This window comes from Pseudomonas sp. NPDC088322, from assembly GCF_044740745.1.
In the GTDB taxonomy this organism is placed as follows: domain Bacteria; phylum Pseudomonadota; class Gammaproteobacteria; order Pseudomonadales; family Pseudomonadaceae; genus Aquipseudomonas; species Aquipseudomonas shirazensis.
Genome location: NZ_JBIURK010000007.1, coordinates 153,632 through 172,461, shown reverse-complemented (window position 1 = coordinate 172,461; position 18,830 = coordinate 153,632). Strand labels below are relative to the sequence as shown.

Sequence of the window (18,830 nt, the reverse complement as noted above, 5' to 3'; positions counted from 1 at the left end):
AAGGATCACCGAATGCCCCCGCTTTCCCACAACACTCCGACGCTGCTGAGGCGCGCCGTGCGCCTGGCCGTTCTGGGCGCTTCCCTTGCCAGCCTGTCTGGCCTGGCGCTGATGCCGGCTCAGGTCATGGCGCAGAGCCTGACCGCTTACCAGGTCGCCCCCGGGCCGCTGAGTAGCGCCCTGGCCGAGTTCGGTGTGCAGGCGGGGGTTACCATTTCGTTCGACACCGAGCAGGCTCGGCATCTCACAACTGACGGGCTCAAAGGCTCATACAGTGTCGAGGAAGGGCTTTCGCGCCTGCTCGCCAACAGTGGCCTGCAAGCTCAACGGCAGAGCAATGGCGGGTACGTTCTGGTCGCGAACAGTACCGACGATGCCCTGGAACTGGGGGCTACGCAAATCACTGCCAACCAGTTGGGCACAGTGACTGAAGGCACCGGTTCGTACACCCCCGGCACTATCGCTACGGCGACGCGCATGGTGCTGACGCCTCGAGAAACACCGCAATCGATCTCGGTAGTAACCCGCCAGGCGATGGATGACTTCGGGCTTGTAGCCATCGATGACGTGATGCGCCATACCCCGGGCATCACCGTATCGACCTATGACACCGAGCGTACCAACTACTATTCCCGCGGGTTCTCCATCGTCAACTTCCAGTACGACGGTATCCCTACTCTGCGCGACGCCCAATATTCGGCGGGCCAGACCCTGACCGACATGGCGATCTATGATCGCGTCGAAGTTCTCAAGGGCGCTACGGGTCTGCTCACGGGGGCAGGCGGTCCAGGGGGTACCATCAACCTCATTCGCAAGAAACCGACCTCCGCGTTCAAGAGCAGCATCGAACTGGGCGCCGGCTCCTGGGACAACTATCGCTCCCAAGCCGACGTCAGCGGTCCCCTGACCGAAACCGGCAACGTCCGCGGCCGTGTCGTAGCGGCGTATCAGGACAAACAATCGTTCCTTGATCATTACTCGCGTAAGACCGGTGTGCTCTACGGCATCCTGGAGGTCGACTTGGATGAAAACACTCTGCTGACCCTCGGTGCCGATTATCAGGACAGCGATCCGAAAGGCTCCAGTTGGACCGGTACACGCACCATCTTTGATGCGACCGGCAAAAAGCTGGACCTGCCGCGTTCGTTCAACAACGGACCAAAATGGGGCTCTTGGGAACAGTACAGCCGCACGGCCTTCGCGAGCCTGGAACATACCTTTGATAATGGCTGGGTCACCAAAGGCCAATACAACCACCAGATCAACGGCTATGACGCTCCCCTGGGCTACATCTCCCAGGACTCCGCCACCGCCAGCTCCATCTACGCCCGCAAATACGTGGGCAAGACCACCAGCGACAGTCTCGATGTGTACGCCTCGGGGCCATTCGAGCTGTTCGGCCGCGACCACGAACTGGTGATCGGTCAGTCTCTGTCCATTTCCAAATGGAAAGCCAAGGACTACACCGCAACCACCTACTTCAACAACTCCTATGATTTCTACAACTGGGACGGCGATGCCGCCGAGCCGCTGTGGACCGCCACCAAGTTCAACGACGAAACGACCCGCCAGACCGGCACCTACGTCACCGGTCGCTTCAGCCTGACGGATGAACTGCACCTGTTGCTCGGCTCACGTATTGCCAACTACCAGGTGACTGGGACCAGCGACACTCAGGAAAGCGGTAAGGTGGTACCGTATGCAGGCCTGACATATGACCTGAACGACAATTTCACCGCATACGCCAGCTATACCGAAATCTTCCAGCCACAGACTCAGTACCGCACCCGCACCCGTGCCATGCTAGCCCCCAACGAAGGCAAGAACTATGAGTTCGGCCTCAAGGGTGAGTTCTTCGGTGGCCGCTTGAATTCCAGCCTCGCCTACTTCGAGGTGCACGAAGAAAACCGTCCGCTGGCCGACACGGCCTGGAACTCGCAGCCGGGCGTCGACTACTCGTACATCGGCACCAAGACCAAGACCAAGGGCTACGAAGCGGAAATCTCCGGCGAATTGGCCAAGGGCTGGCAGTTGCAAGCAGGGTATACCCATAAGATCGCCCGCAATAGCGATGGTGATAAAGTCGCCACCTGGGAACCGGAAGACCAGGTCAGCTTCTACAGCACCTACAAACTCCAGGGCAGCCTGGACAAGCTCACCGTCGGTGGCGGCGCGCGTTGGCAAAGCGCTGGCTGGCAGACCGTCAACAACTGGGGCTACCCCGGTGGTGGCCGCTACGAGAAATTCACCCAAGACCCCTACTGGCTGGTTGATCTAATGACCCGCTACCAAGTGACCGATAATCTTTCGGTCACCTTCAACGTCAACAACCTGTTCGACAAGCACTATTACACCAACATTGGTTTCTATGACTCGGCCTACCCTGGCGACCCACGCAACATGATGGTCACCACACGCTGGGATTTCTGATCTCTGCGATCAAACCGGTCTCCTTTCTGCTGCTCATGCAACACAGCCCTCGTATCGCTACGAGGGCTTTGTTTTTCCGCAGCCCGCGTGGAAAACCGGCATCAAGTACTCGATGGCTTTCTCTCCTTCGGGCGGCATGTTCTGGTTCAGCTCGACCGGCTTGAATACAGGCCACCTCGATAAAAGGGAGTCCCCTTATGTCGCGTACCTGCATCAACCTGCGGCTAGAAATTCCACCGAGTAGAGAGCATCACGTTCCGCGGATCGCCGTAATACACCGAGTTGTAGAAACCAATATTGGTGTAGTACTTCTTGTCGAACACGTTATTGACGTTAAGCGTGGCCGAGACGTTGTCGGTGACTTGATAGCGGACCATTGCATCCACCACCCAAAGTGGGTCTTGGGAGAACTTGTCGGTGGTCATGGTGGTGTAGTTATTGGTCAGCAGTTTCCAGCCGGTACTCTGCCAGCGTACGCCGCTGCCCAGGGTGAGCTTGTCCAGCGGGCCGGTCAGTTTGTAGGTGGTGTAGAGGTTGACCTGGTCTTCCGGTTCCCAGGTGGAGAGTTTCTCACCTTGATTGTCGCGCATGATCTTGTGGGTGTAGCCCGCCTGCAATTGCCAGCCGGGGGCCAGTTCGCCGGAGATTTCCGCTTCATAGCCCTTGGTCTTGGATTCAACGCCCTTATAGGCACCGTCCAGCCCGGGGATGCTGCCTCGCACGTAGCGGTCGTCGGTGACTGCGCGGTTGTCTTCGTGGACTTCAAAGTAGGCGATGCTGGCGTTGAGGCGGCCGTCAAAGAATTCACCCTTGAGGCCTAGCTCATAGTTCTTGCCTTCATCCGGCTCGACCGGTTTGTCATTGATGTCGCGATACTCACGCTGCGGCAGGTAGATATCGGAGTAGCTGGCATACGCCGAGAAATTCTCGTTGAGGTCGTAGGTGATGCCGGCATAAGGCAGTACCTTGCCAGTGTCCTTGACCTGGCTGGTGCCGGTGACTTCGAAGTTGTTCACGCGAGTGCCGAGCATCAGGTGCAGGTCATCCGTCACGTTGAAGCGCGCGGTCATGTAGCCGGCGCTCTGGCGCGTGGTTTCGTCGTTGTAGGCGGTTTCCGGACCTCGGCCCGGCTTGGCGGCGTCGCCGTCCCAGTTGAAATAGTCGTGGCTGTTGCCATCGCTGTAGACGGCGCTGGTGTAGTTGCTGCCGGTCCAGCGCGAGCGCGATACCGAGGTGCCGACCACCAATTCATGCTCGCGGCCAAACAGGCTGAACGGTCCGGTGGCGTACAAGTCGCCGGTATCGCTGATGGTTTCGCCGTCGTAGGCACGAGTCAGCAGCGAGGCTTTGCCGGTGGCGGCGTTTGGCGACAGCAGGGCAGAGAGCGGCGCATTGTAGCCGTTGATCTGGTGGTTGTACTGCGCCTTGCCGACCCAGCCATTGGCGAATGTGTGCTCCAACGTCGCGAAGCCGGTACGGGTGTACTGCTCCCATTTGCTGAACTTGGTGCCGTTGTTGAAGCCGCGGTGGGTGCTGATGCGATTGCCGTCCGAGTCATATAGCGAGGCCGAGCCAGACCAGCTGGAACCCTGCGGGTCGCTGTCCTGGTAGTCGGCGCCAATCGTCAGCAGCGTATCAGGCGCCAGATCGAACTCGAGGATGCCGTAGTACACGGCGGTCTGGCGTTGGTAGTGGTCGAGGAACGAGTGCTTGTCCTGATAGGCCGCGACGGCGCGACCACGGATGTTGCCGGAGTCGGTCAACGAGCCGCTGACATCGACTTCCGAGCGATAGTTGTCCCATGAGCCCGCGCCGAGGTCGATGTAACCCTTGAACTCGGACGTGGGCTTTTTGCGCACCATGTTGATGGTGCCGCCAGGGCCGCCGGCGCCGGTGAGCAGGCCGGTAGCGCCCTTGAGCACTTCGACACGGTCGTAGATCACCGTGTCAGTGAGGGTGTGACCAGAAGAATACTGCGCATCCTGCAGGATCGGGATGCCGTCGTACTGGAAGTTGCGAATGGCGAACCCGCGCGAATAATACGACGTACGCTCACTGTCATAGGCCGCGACCGTGATACCCGGCGTGTGACGCATCACGTCGTCGATCGACTTGAGGCTGAAGTCATCCATGGCCTGGCGCGTCACTACGGAAATCGACTGCGGCGTTTCCCGTGGCGTCAGTACCAGGCGCGTCGCGGTGGCGATGGTGCCGGGGGTATAGGAACCCGAGCCTTCGGTAATGGTGCCCAACTGGTTGGCACTCACCTGCGTCGCTTGCAACTCGACCTTGCCATCCTGGGACACGGGTTTGGCCACCACCCGATACCCGCCGTCTGCAGGTTCAGCCTGCAGCCCTACCGGGCCCAGCAAGCGCTCAAGGCCTTCTTCCACTGCGAAGCTACCTTGCAAACCGCTGCTTTGCACGCCGGAGGAAAGCGCTGAATCAATGCCAACCATCACACCGGCCTGCTGCCCGAACGCACCCAACACGCGGTCGAGGTTACCGGCGGGAATGTCAAAGGCCTGAGCCTGGGAGTGTTCCCCGGTGGTTACCGGGCTGGCGGCAATCGCGCTGTGACTGGCAGTAACCAACGATAAACCGAAGATCGCGGTGCGTAACGCGCTGGCGAGGGGTGTGACGCGGATGAGCATAGAGACTGTCCTGTCGAGAAGGTTGGCGGGCGCTTTTTCAGCGTCTTGCCTGTCTTGATGCTCGAGAACGGAAATACTGCCGGCCACCGTGAAAAATACTCAAAACTAAGCCGGCACCACGCTGGCCAGGTAACCCCACACCCGTTGCACACGCACCGGCAGTACCTTGGCCAGCAGGTCGAGACTGGCCTCGGGTTGGTCCAGCGAGAACGAACCCGACACCTGCAAGCCCGCCACAGCCGGGTCGCAGCGCAGCAGCCCGCGCCGGTAGCGATCAAGTTGCTCAAGCACCTCGCCCAGTGGCATGCGCTCGGCGATCAACAGGCCTTGGCTCCAGGCTTCGGCGGTGGCTGGCACGCGGGTCGGCTGCCCGCTCAGCAGGTTGTTGAAGCTCAGCTGCTGGCCGGCTTCCACCTGGGTGCGGGGGCCACGCGATGGCTCGACCTGCGCACTGCCGGAGAGCATTTGCACCTGCGTACCCGGCTGGCCTGGCAGCCCGTGGCTGATGATCAACCGCGACAGCGCGGCTGGCCGTATCCAACCATCCGCGGTCTTGATCGCCCGACTGTCGCTGGCACCGTTGGCCAGCAACAGCCTGCCCAGGTTAAGCGTCAGGCGAGCCCCCTCGACATCCATCGCGGTGCGGGTATCCAGCTGCAATGCAGCGCCATCGTCCAGCCGTACATGGCGCCGCTCCCCGGTGGCGGTGTGGTAATCGCTGAACAACTCCGGCAGCAACACCCGCTCGCGCACCCCCAAGCCGAGGGCGCTGGCCACACTCAGGCCGGCAAAGCCCTTGAGCAAGGTGCGTCGCGAAACGGCACTGCGCGCCTGCAGCAATTGCCGCGCTCCGGGGGCCGTGAGCACCTGGTTGAGGCGCATGTCGCGGCTCAGCCCGACCAAACGCTGCCAGGCCAGTTCGTGCTGGGGGCTCTCGTTGCGCCAGTGCTGGCACGCCTGCTGCTCGGCAGCACTGCTGGTGCCCGACTGCAGGGCAACCATCCAGTTCAAGGCCTGGTCCAGCACGCTTTCGTCCAGGGGCTGATCGTTAGCGACCTTGAAGCGACTCATGGCGCGTACACCGCCAGGTAGCAATGGCGATAGGCCTTGAGCATGGCTTTTTGCACCACATTCACGCTGAGGTCCATGCGCGCTGCGATCTGTGGATAAGTCAGGCCATCGAGCTGCGACAGCAGGAATATCTCCCGCACCTTGCTGCCCAACCCGTCCAGTACCTGCCCTACCGCGTCCAGCGCTTCGAGCACCAGCAAGCGGGTTTCCGGCGACGGCATATGTTCCGGCTCCAGGATAGCCAGCGACTGTTCATACGCCCGCTCCAGGGCCTGGCGGCGGAAATACTGCACGCACAAGCGGCTGGCGACGGTGGTGAGGTAGGCGCGAGGCTCGCGGAAAACCGGCACGCTGCCGCTGCTCAAAATACGCAGGAAAGTGTCCTGCGCCAGATCCACGGCCTGCTCATGCCCGCCCAGCTTGCGCCGCAGTAACTGCACCACCCAGCTGTGATGCTGAGCATAGAGTTCGCCCACCATTTGATGGGTTGTCGAGGATGAGGCCATGAGTGCGATATCCGACGGGAGACTTGAATGAGTCGCACATGGTAATACTTCTCATTAGAAACGGGTTAGGCGTTTCTTCTCTGCCGCGCAGCAGCGCCGTAGGACATTTCCCAACCTGCAACCAAATGCTTCAGCCGAGGGCTCTTCGGAACTATCCTACGCACCTTGCCGAACCTTCGCTGTTGTCGGGGAAATGCCTCAGGGATAACGTCTCTGGGTCGCCAGTTTCCGGTGACCGGGTGTGAGAACCCGCATGAAATGCAGCGGCAAGTCGTTATGGCAGCCGTGCGCGGGCAGACTTCGGTCTGGCCGGGTTTTGCTCGTTTCCTCGGTTTCTCACCCTGCGTACGGCTGCCACCTTGATCCGTGAGAAAGGTCGAGCTGGTGGCTCCTGTCACGAAATGAGAGATCCACCATGAAGAAACTCGTCCCCGACCCACCCCGCCAAGACTTCACCCAACGGTCCTCCTTCAGCCTCCATCCAAACGTCACTACTTCTGAAATCCTTGCCCATGCCAGCAAACTACTGCTTGGCGTAGCCGAAACCATCGACCAACACCGCCGCGCCCATCCTTACCAGGCCGGGCTGAACATGCTGGCGAACGCCGCCCATACCGCCGATGCCTCACGCGCTCTGATTGACTACGCATTGACCTGCCTGCCCGCCAAGCCGGAGGAATGCTGAGATGAGCGACGATCAAAAAACCAATGTCACGGCCGGCGTCGAAACGTTCTTCGAATCGGGTGAAAGGTCCTCTCACATATTTCGGGTCATGCCCGGAGTGCCGTTCGAGCATGCCTATGAACACGTGTCAGTACTGCTGGGCTACATCAAGCATCTGGTCCGCGAGGGCGATATGGAGAATGACCACAAGCTGCTCGGCGCAGCGGATTACCTGAGCACCTTCGCCAAGGCGATCATGGACGACATCGAGATCGCGCGAAACCGAGCTCAACGCGCGACATCATAGGCGCAGCTAGGGTCGCTCGGCGGCCCTCACACTGCGCAGCTAGACGAGGCACAGGGTAAGCAGCATCAAGTTGATTCCGATCAAAATCCGCACTCACGGCAGCAGTAACCTAAGCGCAATGACCGCTACAACGAGGGCGCTGCATGGCCAAGAAATTCCCCCTCAACCCGAGCCATCCCGAACGCATTTGCTGGGGATGCGACCTGTACTGCCCGGCCAAAGCGCTGGCCTGCGGAAATGGTGATGATCGGACGATGCACCCAGCTGAGTTGTTTGGTGAGGATTGGTACGAGCATGAAGCGTGGTCGCGAGAGACGGACGTTCACAGCGGTGAGAACCTGCCGCAAAATTCAAGCATCTGACCGTGCGTCTCAGCTGCCAAAGCTCCGAATAAACGGCCCTGCACTCTGCTTGATCGCCGCAACTACGTGCGGCGCCTGCTCGCATAGCTCCGGCGCTTTCGCCAGTACTTGCTCAAGCGCCTGCAACTGCTTGCGGATAATTTCACCCGGTTGCGCTACACCACACGTCTCGGCAAAGTCCAGCAAGCCCTGACGGGATGCAAACATCGACTTATTGCCGGCGAGCGTAAGCGCGAGCACATCTTCGGGGATGTAAGCCGTGGTGTTGACGATATCGTAAGCGGGCGCCAGGCGGGCATCGCGCATCACGGGGTCAGAATAGAGCAGGCCAAAGTTTTTCAGATGGGCATCGCCGTTACCGACGATGCAGCTCAGCGTAACCATCTCGAACAGTTGCGTGAGCGAGGCATTGAGGTGCTCGGGTGCGCAGAACACGCGGATTGCCTTGGCAATCGCTGCATAGCTCTTGCTGTACTTCTGCTCTGCTGGCAGTCCCATCAACGCCGTCATGTCTTCAAAACCGATTGGGTTGTGCTGCTCGTCGCGGTCGAAGCGGCGCATGACGAACAACTTGGCGTTGTCCGAGAGGAAGAACGGCGGCACGGGCAGCCCTGAGGCCTGCGCGATGGTCATGCACAGGTACTCATTGATGGCCAGGCCGGGATATTCGTCGCGGCCACTTTTGATGATCAATTCCGAAGTCTTCGAGGTGAACCGCTGTGGTGTTGAATTTCGTTGTTCAGGCACCAGGACTTTAGGCTGCACACCCGAGATACCGGCACGCAGGATGTAGCGATCCACCAGGTCGGCGAAGATGTCGTGCGAGCCGTCCCAAGATAAAATTTCGTCCAGCTTTTCGCCAGGAAACTGCTCACGCTCAAGCAACGCATCAACCGTGCGCGAGCTGACGTACACCCGGCCTATGGGAGAGCTGCTGCCAGATAACGCCAGTAGCAACATGGGGTCGACTTTGGCGATCTTTGCCAGGCGGTTGCGTAGCTGCTCGAGCACATAACCTTCCGGCAGGTTCATCTGAAATACCGGATGCAAATCTCGATGGCGGTACTCTTCCGTGCGGGTAGGCATGAGCAGGCTGACTGCAGCGCGCGGCTCAGCCTCCGCAGCGTAACGAAACAGGTAATCAGCAGCGCTGGTAAGGATTGTTCCGCTGATACCTTGGGGTGTCGTTACAGTCAGTGAAGCGCTCATTCAAACATCCCCTGGATCTCTTCCAACGTAGGCATGGCTGCAGCAATCACTCGCAACTCGCAATCCATTGCGCCAAGAGCTTTAGCATAGGCGGCGATAGCAACGGATAGGCTACCTTTCTCCACAGCGATGATTTTCTGACGAGTAAGGTTTGCCAGCTCTGCAAGCTGTTGCTGGGTGAGCCCTCGATGAAGGCGCCGTGTGCGTATTTGTCGCCCTAAGCGCTGAGTTAGCAGTTCGTGGTCCATGTTTAGAATACGAGACAATTGGATTGACATGTAACGTATACGTGACCATATCGAAAATCAATTGATATGTGGTGAACTGCTGGCCTCGGCCATATGCCGGACCGTTTTGGCAGTTTGCTGAGCCGGTGATCTTCGCTCAAAGCGCAGGTTCAGGGAGGCCGGGTTTGTATACCTCGAGAAGCGAGTAGAAGACGGGTTCTCGGCCCTCGCGGCGCTCATGCTCGTAGCTGAATCAGCGCAAACTACTGCTGATCGCCTCATCTTCAATCAGGTCAGTGAGCAAATACTGGAGGTGATTGCCCTCGCCAACCTTCGAGCCCATCAATTCCAGCTGACGTTTGGTTGTATGTCGGTCGCATTCTGCAACGGCCATATGCATGGCGGGCGTGTGCAGATAACAGCACTGATAAGCAGGCTCGCCGAGCATCAGCGTCGGGGTGAGTTGAACGCTTCTCGCACGTTTTATGAGGGACCAAGCCAATGTGGCATCCAGCCCAGCAAGAAGCCGAAACCGCTACTCGTCAAAGTGCAGTAACTGCCTTTCGGATCGAGCGGATGGGCCAGCGCGAAATATTGCGCTGCCTGGTCCTGATGCTGTGCGCTGATGAGCCCGAGCGGGTCCGTGATGACCTCGGGTGGGCGCTTGATGATGCTCATTCCAGATGTCCCTCGATTTGGAATGAGACTACAGCACTAATCCAACTCCCTAAAACGCAAAAAGGGCCGCTAAGCGGCCCTTTTCGTCACCCAACCAGAATCAGAAGATGCTGATCGGATACTCAACAAACACACGAACTTCGTTGCCGTCGTCGTTGTAGCCGTTCTGCTGTACCGCGTTGTTGGTACGCAGGAACGAGCCACGCAGTTTGACCGACAGGTCCTTGGCCGGGCCGTCTTGAACGACGTAACGGACCTGGCTGAAGATCTCGCGCTCTTTGCCTTCGCCGAAGCCTTGTGGGTTGGCGACGTTGCGGGTGTTGATGTTGTCGCCGACAACGTAGGCCAGCTTGTAGGTCAGGCCAGGCACGCCGAAGGTGCTGAAGTCCAGGCCGTAGCCGAGCTGCCAGGAGCGCTCGTCTTCAGCGTTGAAGTCAGACCAGTACGAGTTGGCCAGGTAGATGGTCGAACCACCGTCACCCACGCCGCCTTCGTTCTGGTACCAGCCGTAGTTGTAGCCGGTGCTGCCGGTGCTGCGCTGGTGCGCCAGGGTGAACGAGTGCGCGCCGTAGGCGTAGGTAGCGGCCAGGCTCCAGATGGTGTTGGAGTCGCCGTTCAGGCCTGCAGCCTGGACGAACTTCTTGTCGATGTCCGACTTGTAGCCGTTGAAGTCGAGGGTCAGCGACTGGTCAGCAGCGATCGGGAAGACGTAGTTCAAGCCCAGGTAGTGCTTCTTCATGACGTCTTCGTTGTCGGCTGTGTACAGCGACGCGGTGAAGTTGTCGGTGAACTTGTAGCTACCACCCAACACATTGATCGACTTCAGGCCACCGCTGTCGCGGTGCTCGGCGCTCTTGCGCACTTCCTGAGTGAAGCGACCGGCGTTCAGCTCGAGGCCTTCGATCTCCTTGGAGGTGATCATGGTACCGGTGAAGCTTTCTGGCAGCAGGCGCGAGTCGTCGTACTGCAGCACTGGCAGGGCCGGCATCTGGTCACCGTACTTCAGCACGGTGTTGGAGATGCGGAACTTGACCGCAGCGCCAGCACGGGCGAGGTCGTTGGCAGCAGCGCTCTGGCCATCTGCGTCAACGGTGTTTTCCCGCTTGAAGAAGTCGATACCGCCGCCGCCGTTACGGCCTTTGCCGCCGTCCAGGCGCAGTGCGTACAGGCCGAAGGCGTCAACGCCTACGCCGACGGTGCCTTGGGTGAAGCCGGAGGAGAAGTTACCGATGAAGGCCTGGCCCCATTGGGACTGGTCATTGGTGCCGTGTTTCTTGTCACGGTTGATGAAACCGTTGCGCAGCAGGATGTTGGCGTGGCTGTCTTCAACAAAGCCCTTGCTCTCGGCCTGGTCATTGGCCTGTGCCTGGGTCGCGGCAACGAGTGCCAGGGCGATCAGGCTGATCCTGGTTTTCAACATTTTCTTTTCCTTTATTTTTAATCAAAAACACTGTGCATTTTTACGCCCGGAAACCAACGCCCCTTCGTAGGTTCGACGTTATGCGGATCCAACTGACAAGCCGTGCCGATGCTCAACTGGCGGGCTTTCGCAGCCGCATGGCCATGTCATGGCCAGCAAGCGATGGCGAATCCTAGCCGCCCCTGCTTCTCAATGTCAAAAAATCGTGAAAGGCAGGTGTATATAACCAAAAAAACACCTCGCAATAGTGCATTTCAATGCGTATCTGCCCTTGCGTGGGGCATTTTTTCCCATAAGGCGGTAATTCAACCTACATACAACAATAAATGGCTCTACGATCAGCGCCGCCGACCCTGTTACATCGAGATACACATGTAAAGACAGGGCTTTACGAATTACCCGAGCAAGCGCTAATAGCAAGCATTACCATCCGCATCCATTTTTCATTAACTGCTTGTTTGGATGCCGTCATGCGTGTGCCTCGCCGCCTTTCGCCCCTGTCCCTGAGCCTGTCGCTGCTGTGCAGCGCGGGCGTTGCCACTGCCGCCACCACTACCCTGCCAGAGCTCTCGGTCACCGCCGATGGCGAGCGTGAACGGGACAACCCCCGGGTCAAGGAAGTCAGCACGGCGACTCGCACCTCCACAGCGGTGCGCGACGTACCGCAAGCCATCGACACGGTGAAGACCAGCAACCTGCTGGATTACGGCAGCAACAACCTGGGCAAGGCGCTGGAAGGCATCCCCAACGTCAGCAGCGGTGCCGATACGCGTTTCGACAGCGTGCGTATCCGCGGCTTCGAGAGCAGCAACGACTTCTATCTGGACGGCATTCGCGACGACAGCCAATACATACGCGATCTGCACAATATCGAGCGGGTCGAGGTGCTCAAGGGCCCGGCCGCGGTGCTGTATGGCCGTGGCGGCCAGGGCGGTATCGTCAACCGGGTGAGCAAGGCGCCAGAGCATGGCCGGCGCTCGAGCATCGAAGCCCAGGCGGGCAGCGAAGATATGCGCAGCCTTTACGCCGACCTCAGCGCCGACCCAAGCGACACCATCAGCCTGCGTTTGAACATGGGTAACCTCGACTACAACAGCTTTCGCGATGGCGTCGATGGCAACCGCCAGCTGTTCGCGCCGTCGATGAGCTGGCAACTGACGCCAGACCTGAACTGGCTGGTGCAGTACGAATACAGCCGCTTCAACCGCACCCCTGATCGCGGCATCCCGGGTGTGAATGGCCGCCCGGCCGACGTCGACCGGGGCACGACTTACAGCGATACCCAGCGCGACTTCATCGATGACCAGGCGCAGTCGCTGCGCTCGCGCTTGAACTATCAGCTCAGCGACAACTGGCAGTTGCGCCACACGCTGGGCCTGTTCCAGCTCGACAGCCAGTTCGACAACACCTACGCCACCGGCTACAACGCCGCCAGCAACACGGTGACTCGCCAGCGGTGGCAGCAGGATCTGAAAACTCGCAACCTGTTCAACAACCTTGAAGCCGAAGGCGAGTTCGCCACCTGGGGCCTGCACCACACCGTGCTGGTCGGCCTGGAGCTGGGCCACCAGCGCCGCGACCCGCTGTTGCGCAACGCATTGCCGACCAACCAAGGCGGCACAGCGGTGCCGAGCCTTGACCTGGACAACCCTGATCGCAGCCTGCAACACAACGGCCGCATGCGCGTGTCGAGCAACAACCACACCGTGGTCGACAGCCGCGGCCTGTACCTGCAAGACCAGATCCGCCTGAACGAGCAATGGCAGATTCTGGCGGGGCTGCGCTTTGACCGCTTCGAGGTCGAGACCACCAACCGCCTTAACAGCGCCAGCGAGCCGCAAACCAGCACCAGCACCAGCCCGCGCATCGGCGTGGTGTACTCACCGTGGCGCGAGCACTCGTTCTACGCCTCGTGGAGCAAGACCTTCTCGCCAGTCGGCGGCGGCCTGATCGGCATCACGCCGGGCGCCGCCGGCAATACCAACAAAACCGACCCTGAGCTGAGCCGGCAGAAGGAAATCGGGGTCAAGAGCGACTGGTTCGACGAGCGCCTGAGCACCACCCTGGCCATCTATGAACTGGAGCTGTACAACCGTCGTACCCGCGATGCCGATAACCCTGAACTGTTCCTGCTCAGCGGCCTGCAACGCTCACGCGGCATCGAGCTGACCGCGACCGGCAACATCATTGGCAACTGGTATGTGCGCGGTGGCATCGGCCTTCAGGATGCGACCATCGTCAAGGACAACAGCAACCAGCAAGGCAACCGCATCAACGATGTAGCCAAGCGCAACGGCAGTCTGTTCATCAGCTGGAAACCGCAACTGGGCTGGTACGCCGAAACCGGCCTGACAATGGTTGGTGAGCGCTTTGCCGACAACCAGAACACCATCCTGCTGCCAGGCTATGGCCGCTGGGACGCGCTGGTCGGCCTGCGCACCACGGACTGGGATGTGCGCGCCGCACTGAACAACCTGACCGACAAGACCTACTACGCCTCCGCCACCAGTGCCGCACAGATCCAGCTGGGCGACCCGCGCAGCCTGGTCATGACCGGCACCTACAACTTCTGATTCACTCGCCCAATAAAAACGCCACCGCAATCAGCGGTGGCGTTCTTGTTCAACAGCTCGGGAGCACTGCCTGCTCAATGCCAGATGGCTACCAGCGCCTCAAGCTCAGCATCGCTGATCAGTCCTCGTGGATAGCGCTCATGCAACAGACGTCGGGTATCGGTCGTCCTGACCCGCTTGCTTCCATGGTGCTTCAACCACTGCGTCAGCATTTTGAGCGATTGGTGATTTACTGCCGATGGGTGCAAAACCGACTCACTTGCTGCATTCATTTCAACACGTACTCCCTGGGCCCGTGAGCGGCTAACTTACGTTGAGTTTGTGACAGATCGGTTTAAACCTATCTGCTTGAAACACAATGGGAAACGATACAAGAGGTGTGCCATTTACCGCGTCTGCCGTCGGCCGCGCATAAAAAAAGCCCGTCAATCGACGGGCTTCTTTTCTATCAGAGAGTTAGCGCTTGTGCGGCGCCGGTTGTTGCTGAGTCAGGCAGTGGATGTTACCGCCACCGAGCAGCAGCTCGCGGCCGGGGATCATCACCACCTCATGGTTGGGGAAGATCTTCGCCAGGATGGCTCTAGCTTCGGCATCTGCCGGGTCATCGAAGCTCGGCGCGATGATGCCGCCGTTGACGATCAGGAAGTTCACGTACGAGCCCGCCAGGCGCTCGGCAGGGCTGCGCTCCTGGCTACCGGCCACCTGGTCGACGCCTGAGCACTCTTCTTCGGTTGCGTAGAGCGGGCCTGGGATCGGCATCTTGTGCACTACAAAAGTACGGCCTTTGGCGTCACGGGTGTTTTCCAGCACTTCCAGTGCGGCGTGGCAGCGCGCGTAGTTGGGGTCGTTGGAATCATCGGTCCAGGCCAGTAACACCTCACCTGGGGCGACGTAACAGCAGAAGTTGTCGACGTGGCCATCGGTCTCGTCGTTGAACAGGCCGTCAGGCAGCCAGACAATGGTGTCTACCGCCAACTGGTCGCGCAGGATCTGTTCGATCTGCTCGCGGCTCAGGTGCGGGTTGCGGTTACGGTTGAGCAGGCACTCTTCGGTGGTGATCAGCGTGCCTTCACCGTCGACGTGGATCGAGCCGCCTTCAAGCACGAAGCCTTCGGTCTGATACCGCTGGCAGCGTTCCATTTCGAGAATTTTGGTGGCGACGTCTTCGTCACGGTTCCACGGTGCATACAAGCCACCATCAAAACCGCCCCAGGCGTTGAAAGCCCAATCGACACCGCGCACTTCGCCGTGGTCGTTGATCACGAAGGTCGGACCGGTGTCACGCACCCAGGCGTCGTCGTTGCTCAGCTCGACCACGCGGATGTTAGGCAGGTCGAGCTGGCGCCGGGCGTTCTGGTATTGAGCAGCAGACACCCCAACCGTCACCGGCTCAAAGCGAGCGATTGCCTTGGCCAGGGTCACGTGCGCCGCTTGCACCGGCTTGCCACCGAGGCGCCAGTTGTCCGGGCGCTCGGGCCAGATCATCCAGGCCTGGGTCTGTGGCGCCCACTCGGCAGGCATATGGAAGCCATCGGCACGGGGAGTCGAGGTGAGGGTTTTCATCGGTGTCCTCTGCATTACAGTTGAGGTATGTGCGGGCGCACAGGGTAGCCCGGCATGCACTAAGAGCAGTTATAGCCGATAATTATCTGTAATTATAGTAACGAAGAAGAAAATACAGACGAAGGGCCGACTCAATAACCGATAACAATCGAGTATTGAGACGGCCCAGTTCGCTGCTAAAGGCCTTCTTGCAGGATGCGATCCACGCAATCGACGAAGTAATCGACGCTGGCCCGGGTGGTGCACATCGGTGGTTTGATCTTGAGAATATTCAGGTAATCGCCGGTTGGCTGCATGAAGATGCCCAGATCGCGCAGGCGATTGCACAAGGTAGTGGTTTCTTCAGTGGCCGGTTCAAGGGTGTGCCGATCACGCACCAGCTCCAGCCCCAGATAGAAACCGGAGCCATGGGTAGCACCCGCCAGCGGATGTTTATCGACCAATGCCTGCAAGCGCGCCTTGAAGTAGCCGCCGACCTTGCGGGTGTTGTCCCACAGGCCCTCCTCCTGCATCACGTCGAGCACGGCCAGGCCGATCCGGCAACTGACCGGGCTGCCGCCGGCGGAGGAGAAGAAGTACCCCTCGGCTTCCAGCGCCTCGGCAATCTCACGACGGGTGATCACTGCACCCAGCGGCTGGCCGTTGCCCATGCCTTTAGCCATGGTGATGATGTCCGGGGCAACACCCTGTTGCTCGAAGCCCCAGAAGTAATCACCGAGGCGGCCATAACCGACCTGCACCTCATCGGCGATGCACACCCCACCACGGGCACGGACCTTGGCGTAGGCCTCGCGCAGGTAGCCCGGCGGCAGCGAAATACCGCCGGCGTTGCCGTACACCGGCTCGCAGATCATTCCCGCCAGCTGACGGCCGCGGGCGTCGAGGTCGGCCAGCTTGGCATCGACGTCACGCAGGTAGTCAGCGGTGCTGTCATCGCCGCGATAGCGACCGCGGAAGGTGTTCGGCGCCTCCACCGGATGCACCCATTCCGGGCGGGTTTGCAGCGCTTGCGGGTTGTCGGCAATCGAGGTGGAAATCGCATCGGTAGCCACCGACCAGCCGTGATAAGCCTCCAGCACGCTGATCAGGTCACGCCCGCCGCTGTAGGCCCAGGCCAGGCGGATGGCGAGGTCGTTGGCCTCGGTGCCGCTGTTGACCAGAAACACCCGATCAAAGCCTTCCGGCGCCAGCGCCAGCAAGCGCTCGGAGAACTCCGCGACAGCGGCGTAGTGGAAGCGCGAGTTGGTGTTGAGCAGCGACCACTGCCGCGCCGACTCGGCGGCCATGCGCGGGTGGCCGTGGCCAAGCACGGCGACGTTGTTGAGCATGTCCAGGTACGAGCGGCCCTGCATGTCGATCAGGTAGTTGCGCCAGCCGCGCTCGATATGCGGCGGCTGTGCGTAGTAGTGTTTCTGCGAGCGGGCGAAGCTGGCATCACGGCGCGCCAGCAGCGCTTGCGCATCGGGCAGCGGCTCGGCGTCGCAGGCAAACCCCAGCAAGGCTTGCGGTGACGGGCACAGCGCCAGCCAAGCGGCCGCCGCTGAAGGCGTGGCGAAGAACGGCGGCTGCACGCTGCTATCGCGGCACAGCTGCACGCTGAGCAGGCTGCCAGTAGTGCCGAGCGCCTCACCCAGATTCAGCGCTTGGCCATCCTCCGGCATGCTCTGCAAGCCTTGCAGCCACAGGCTGAAATGCTCGCTGCGCAGGCAGCCATGGTTGGCGCTCACACGCTGCCATACACCAGCATGCGGCGCTTGCAGCGGGCTGCCCTCAGGTAGCTTCAGCTCGACACCGAGGGCACAGGTGGCCGGCTCGTCGGGACGGTCGATGTGGGTTTGCGACAGCCGATATTGCCCATGCAGGCTGCAAGCAACGCCAGGTTCGGCGGCCAGCACAGCCTGATCAAAACCAGGCTGCTGCCAGTTGCCCGCCTCGCAGTGCCTGCTGAGCACGCCGAGGTCGACGCGGGTGACTGCCTGGCCTGCCAGCGCCGGCAGTAAAGGTGCGCAGTCGGTCAATGCAAGCGTCGGCAATTGCTGGCCAGCGGCTTGCAGAATCGCCGCTTCCATCAATGCTGCTGGAACACGGGTGGCGGTCTCGAAGATCTCCCACTCGTGGGCGATGTTGTCGCGGATGTATTGATTGTCCGGATCGACCGTCAGTTGCTGCTCGCTGCTCAGCACCAGCACCGCAGCACGCATCAACACCAGCGGCCACAGCGCCAGCAACTCGGCCTCGCTGAGCAGATTGACCTCGTGATAGGCGCTGACCACCGGCAGAATCCGCAGCGGATCACCTTCGGCATGGTGCAGTAGCGCAGCACAGGTCACCGACAAGTCAGCGATGCGCCAGGTGCGTACCAGGTCGCCAAAGTCGATCACACCTTGCAACTGCCACTCGCGCTGGGCATCGCGCTGCCAGACCACATTGTCATCGGTGATATCCAGATGCACCGCCTGGCTCGGCAGTTGCGCCTGCACCTTGGCCAACACCTCAACTGCCTGCGCAACCACCGCCTGCAGCTGGGCGCGGCGCGGCGTATCGCCCAGCACCGGCAACAGGTGCTCGATCAACGCCTGGGCATGTTGCGGGTCCCACTGCAGGGTGCGCGCAAGGCCCGGATGGTCGAAGTCGACCAGGGCCAGGTCAACCTTCGCGCACAAGGCGCCGAGCTCGGCCATCAAACTGGCCGGCATATGCTTGAGGCGGGTCAGCGATTGCCCTTCGATATACTCGAGCACGCGCACGCGCAGTGGCTGGCCGTCGACGTCCAGCGCCAGCAGCGTCTCGCCGTTGCGCGCAGCGCGCACACCCGGCACCGGCACGCCCTGCTCAGCCAGATAGGCCAGCGCCGCATGCTGCGCCTGCAGCTCGATCTCGGCATAGCTGCCGTGGCAGGCCTTGAGCACAAAGCGGCCTTGGTCGCTGTCCAGGCGCAGGTTCAGGTCCTGTTGGCTGCCCAGCGCCTGCAGGTTGCCGTCGAGGTCAAAATGCGCCCTGAGCAAAGCATGTGCCTGCGCTTCGCTGAGCGAAGGGCTGGGCTGGCTGGAACGCTGAATCAGGGTGCTGAGGGGCATTTTGCGTGTGACCTCGGTTTTTTTGTCGCTTATATCGCCACTGCTGCGGCCGATATACAAGAGGCAGCTGCAAACAAGCCGACAGAACA

General features: G+C 60.4%; 15 protein-coding genes. 5 read left to right on the top strand and 10 right to left on the bottom strand.

Annotation, left to right across the window (positions count from 1 at the left end; translation table 11 throughout):
- The first annotated feature begins 12 nt into the window (after nucleotides 1-12).
- Entirely contained in the window at nucleotides 13-2,430 is a 2,418-nt protein-coding gene (locus tag ACIOAU_RS19175) for a TonB-dependent siderophore receptor (protein ID WP_401183976.1), read from the top strand.
- 224 nt (nucleotides 2,431-2,654) lie between these two features.
- Here the strand turns inward: ACIOAU_RS19175 and ACIOAU_RS19170 are convergent, their stop codons facing one another.
- The 3 genes from ACIOAU_RS19170 to ACIOAU_RS19160 form a co-directional block, all read right to left on the bottom strand.
- Nucleotides 2,655-5,084 (bottom strand): TonB-dependent siderophore receptor, encoded by a 2,430-nt coding sequence (locus ACIOAU_RS19170; RefSeq protein WP_401183973.1) that lies wholly within the window; start codon nucleotides 5,082-5,084, stop codon nucleotides 2,655-2,657.
- 105 nt (nucleotides 5,085-5,189) lie between these two features.
- On the bottom strand, nucleotides 5,190-6,155 hold the full coding sequence (locus tag ACIOAU_RS19165; RefSeq protein ID WP_150570487.1) for a DUF4880 domain-containing protein: 966 nt from the start codon (nucleotides 6,153-6,155) through the stop codon (nucleotides 5,190-5,192).
- On the bottom strand, nucleotides 6,152-6,661 hold the full coding sequence (locus ACIOAU_RS19160; protein WP_401183970.1) for a sigma-70 family RNA polymerase sigma factor: 510 nt from the start codon (nucleotides 6,659-6,661) through the stop codon (nucleotides 6,152-6,154). The genes ACIOAU_RS19165 and ACIOAU_RS19160 overlap by 4 nt, the downstream gene beginning before the upstream one ends.
- A gap of 415 nt (nucleotides 6,662-7,076) precedes the next feature.
- Between ACIOAU_RS19160 and ACIOAU_RS19155 the strand changes: the two genes are divergently transcribed.
- The 3 genes from ACIOAU_RS19155 (at nucleotide 7,077) to ACIOAU_RS19145 (ending at nucleotide 7,994) form a co-directional block, all read left to right on the top strand.
- Nucleotides 7,077-7,346, top strand: coding sequence for a hypothetical protein (locus ACIOAU_RS19155; RefSeq protein ID WP_259076762.1), 270 nt, complete (start codon nucleotides 7,077-7,079; stop codon nucleotides 7,344-7,346).
- A 1-nt stretch (nucleotide 7,347) separates the two neighbouring features.
- Entirely contained in the window at nucleotides 7,348-7,632 is a 285-nt protein-coding gene (locus tag ACIOAU_RS19150; RefSeq protein ID WP_150573244.1) for a DUF3077 domain-containing protein, read from the top strand.
- A gap of 143 nt (nucleotides 7,633-7,775) precedes the next feature.
- Nucleotides 7,776-7,994, top strand: a complete 219-nt coding sequence (locus tag ACIOAU_RS19145) for a DUF3079 domain-containing protein (RefSeq protein ID WP_401183966.1) — start codon at nucleotides 7,776-7,778, stop codon at nucleotides 7,992-7,994.
- Between the two features lie 9 nt (nucleotides 7,995-8,003).
- On the opposite strand, the gene ACIOAU_RS19140 is transcribed toward ACIOAU_RS19145, so the two are convergent.
- From ACIOAU_RS19140 to ACIOAU_RS19120, 5 genes are all read right to left on the bottom strand, one after another.
- Nucleotides 8,004-9,203 carry a type II toxin-antitoxin system HipA family toxin gene (locus ACIOAU_RS19140; protein ID WP_401183963.1) on the bottom strand — a complete coding sequence of 400 codons (1,200 nt, stop codon included), beginning with the start codon at nucleotides 9,201-9,203 and terminating at the stop codon, nucleotides 8,004-8,006.
- Nucleotides 9,200-9,451, bottom strand: coding sequence for a helix-turn-helix transcriptional regulator (locus ACIOAU_RS19135; protein WP_101323130.1), 252 nt, complete (start codon nucleotides 9,449-9,451; stop codon nucleotides 9,200-9,202). The genes ACIOAU_RS19140 and ACIOAU_RS19135 overlap by 4 nt, the downstream gene beginning before the upstream one ends.
- Before the next feature lie 232 nt (nucleotides 9,452-9,683).
- Nucleotides 9,684-9,932 carry a hypothetical protein gene (locus ACIOAU_RS19130; RefSeq protein WP_401183960.1) on the bottom strand — a complete coding sequence of 83 codons (249 nt, stop codon included), beginning with the start codon at nucleotides 9,930-9,932 and terminating at the stop codon, nucleotides 9,684-9,686.
- Nucleotides 9,914-10,108 carry a hypothetical protein gene (locus ACIOAU_RS19125; protein ID WP_401183958.1) on the bottom strand — a complete coding sequence of 65 codons (195 nt, stop codon included), beginning with the start codon at nucleotides 10,106-10,108 and terminating at the stop codon, nucleotides 9,914-9,916. The genes ACIOAU_RS19130 and ACIOAU_RS19125 overlap by 19 nt, the downstream gene beginning before the upstream one ends.
- A 100-nt stretch (nucleotides 10,109-10,208) precedes the next feature.
- Nucleotides 10,209-11,528 (bottom strand): OprD family porin, encoded by a 1,320-nt coding sequence (locus tag ACIOAU_RS19120; protein ID WP_101322526.1) that lies wholly within the window; start codon nucleotides 11,526-11,528, stop codon nucleotides 10,209-10,211.
- A gap of 470 nt (nucleotides 11,529-11,998) precedes the next feature.
- On the opposite strand from ACIOAU_RS19120, the gene ACIOAU_RS19115 reads away from it, so the two are divergent.
- Nucleotides 11,999-14,101: a TonB-dependent receptor gene (locus ACIOAU_RS19115; protein WP_401183955.1), complete on the top strand. Its 2,103-nt coding sequence runs from the start codon at nucleotides 11,999-12,001 to the stop codon at nucleotides 14,099-14,101.
- Nucleotides 14,102-14,557: 456 nt separating this feature from the next.
- On the opposite strand, the gene aguA is transcribed toward ACIOAU_RS19115, so the two are convergent.
- Both aguA and ACIOAU_RS19105 read right to left on the bottom strand, forming a co-directional pair.
- Nucleotides 14,558-15,664 carry an agmatine deiminase gene (aguA, locus tag ACIOAU_RS19110; protein WP_401183952.1) on the bottom strand — a complete coding sequence of 369 codons (1,107 nt, stop codon included), beginning with the start codon at nucleotides 15,662-15,664 and terminating at the stop codon, nucleotides 14,558-14,560.
- Between the two features lie 176 nt (nucleotides 15,665-15,840).
- Nucleotides 15,841-18,741 carry an aminotransferase gene (locus ACIOAU_RS19105; RefSeq protein WP_401183949.1) on the bottom strand — a complete coding sequence of 967 codons (2,901 nt, stop codon included), beginning with the start codon at nucleotides 18,739-18,741 and terminating at the stop codon, nucleotides 15,841-15,843.
- Between the last annotated feature and the right edge of the window lie 89 nt (nucleotides 18,742-18,830).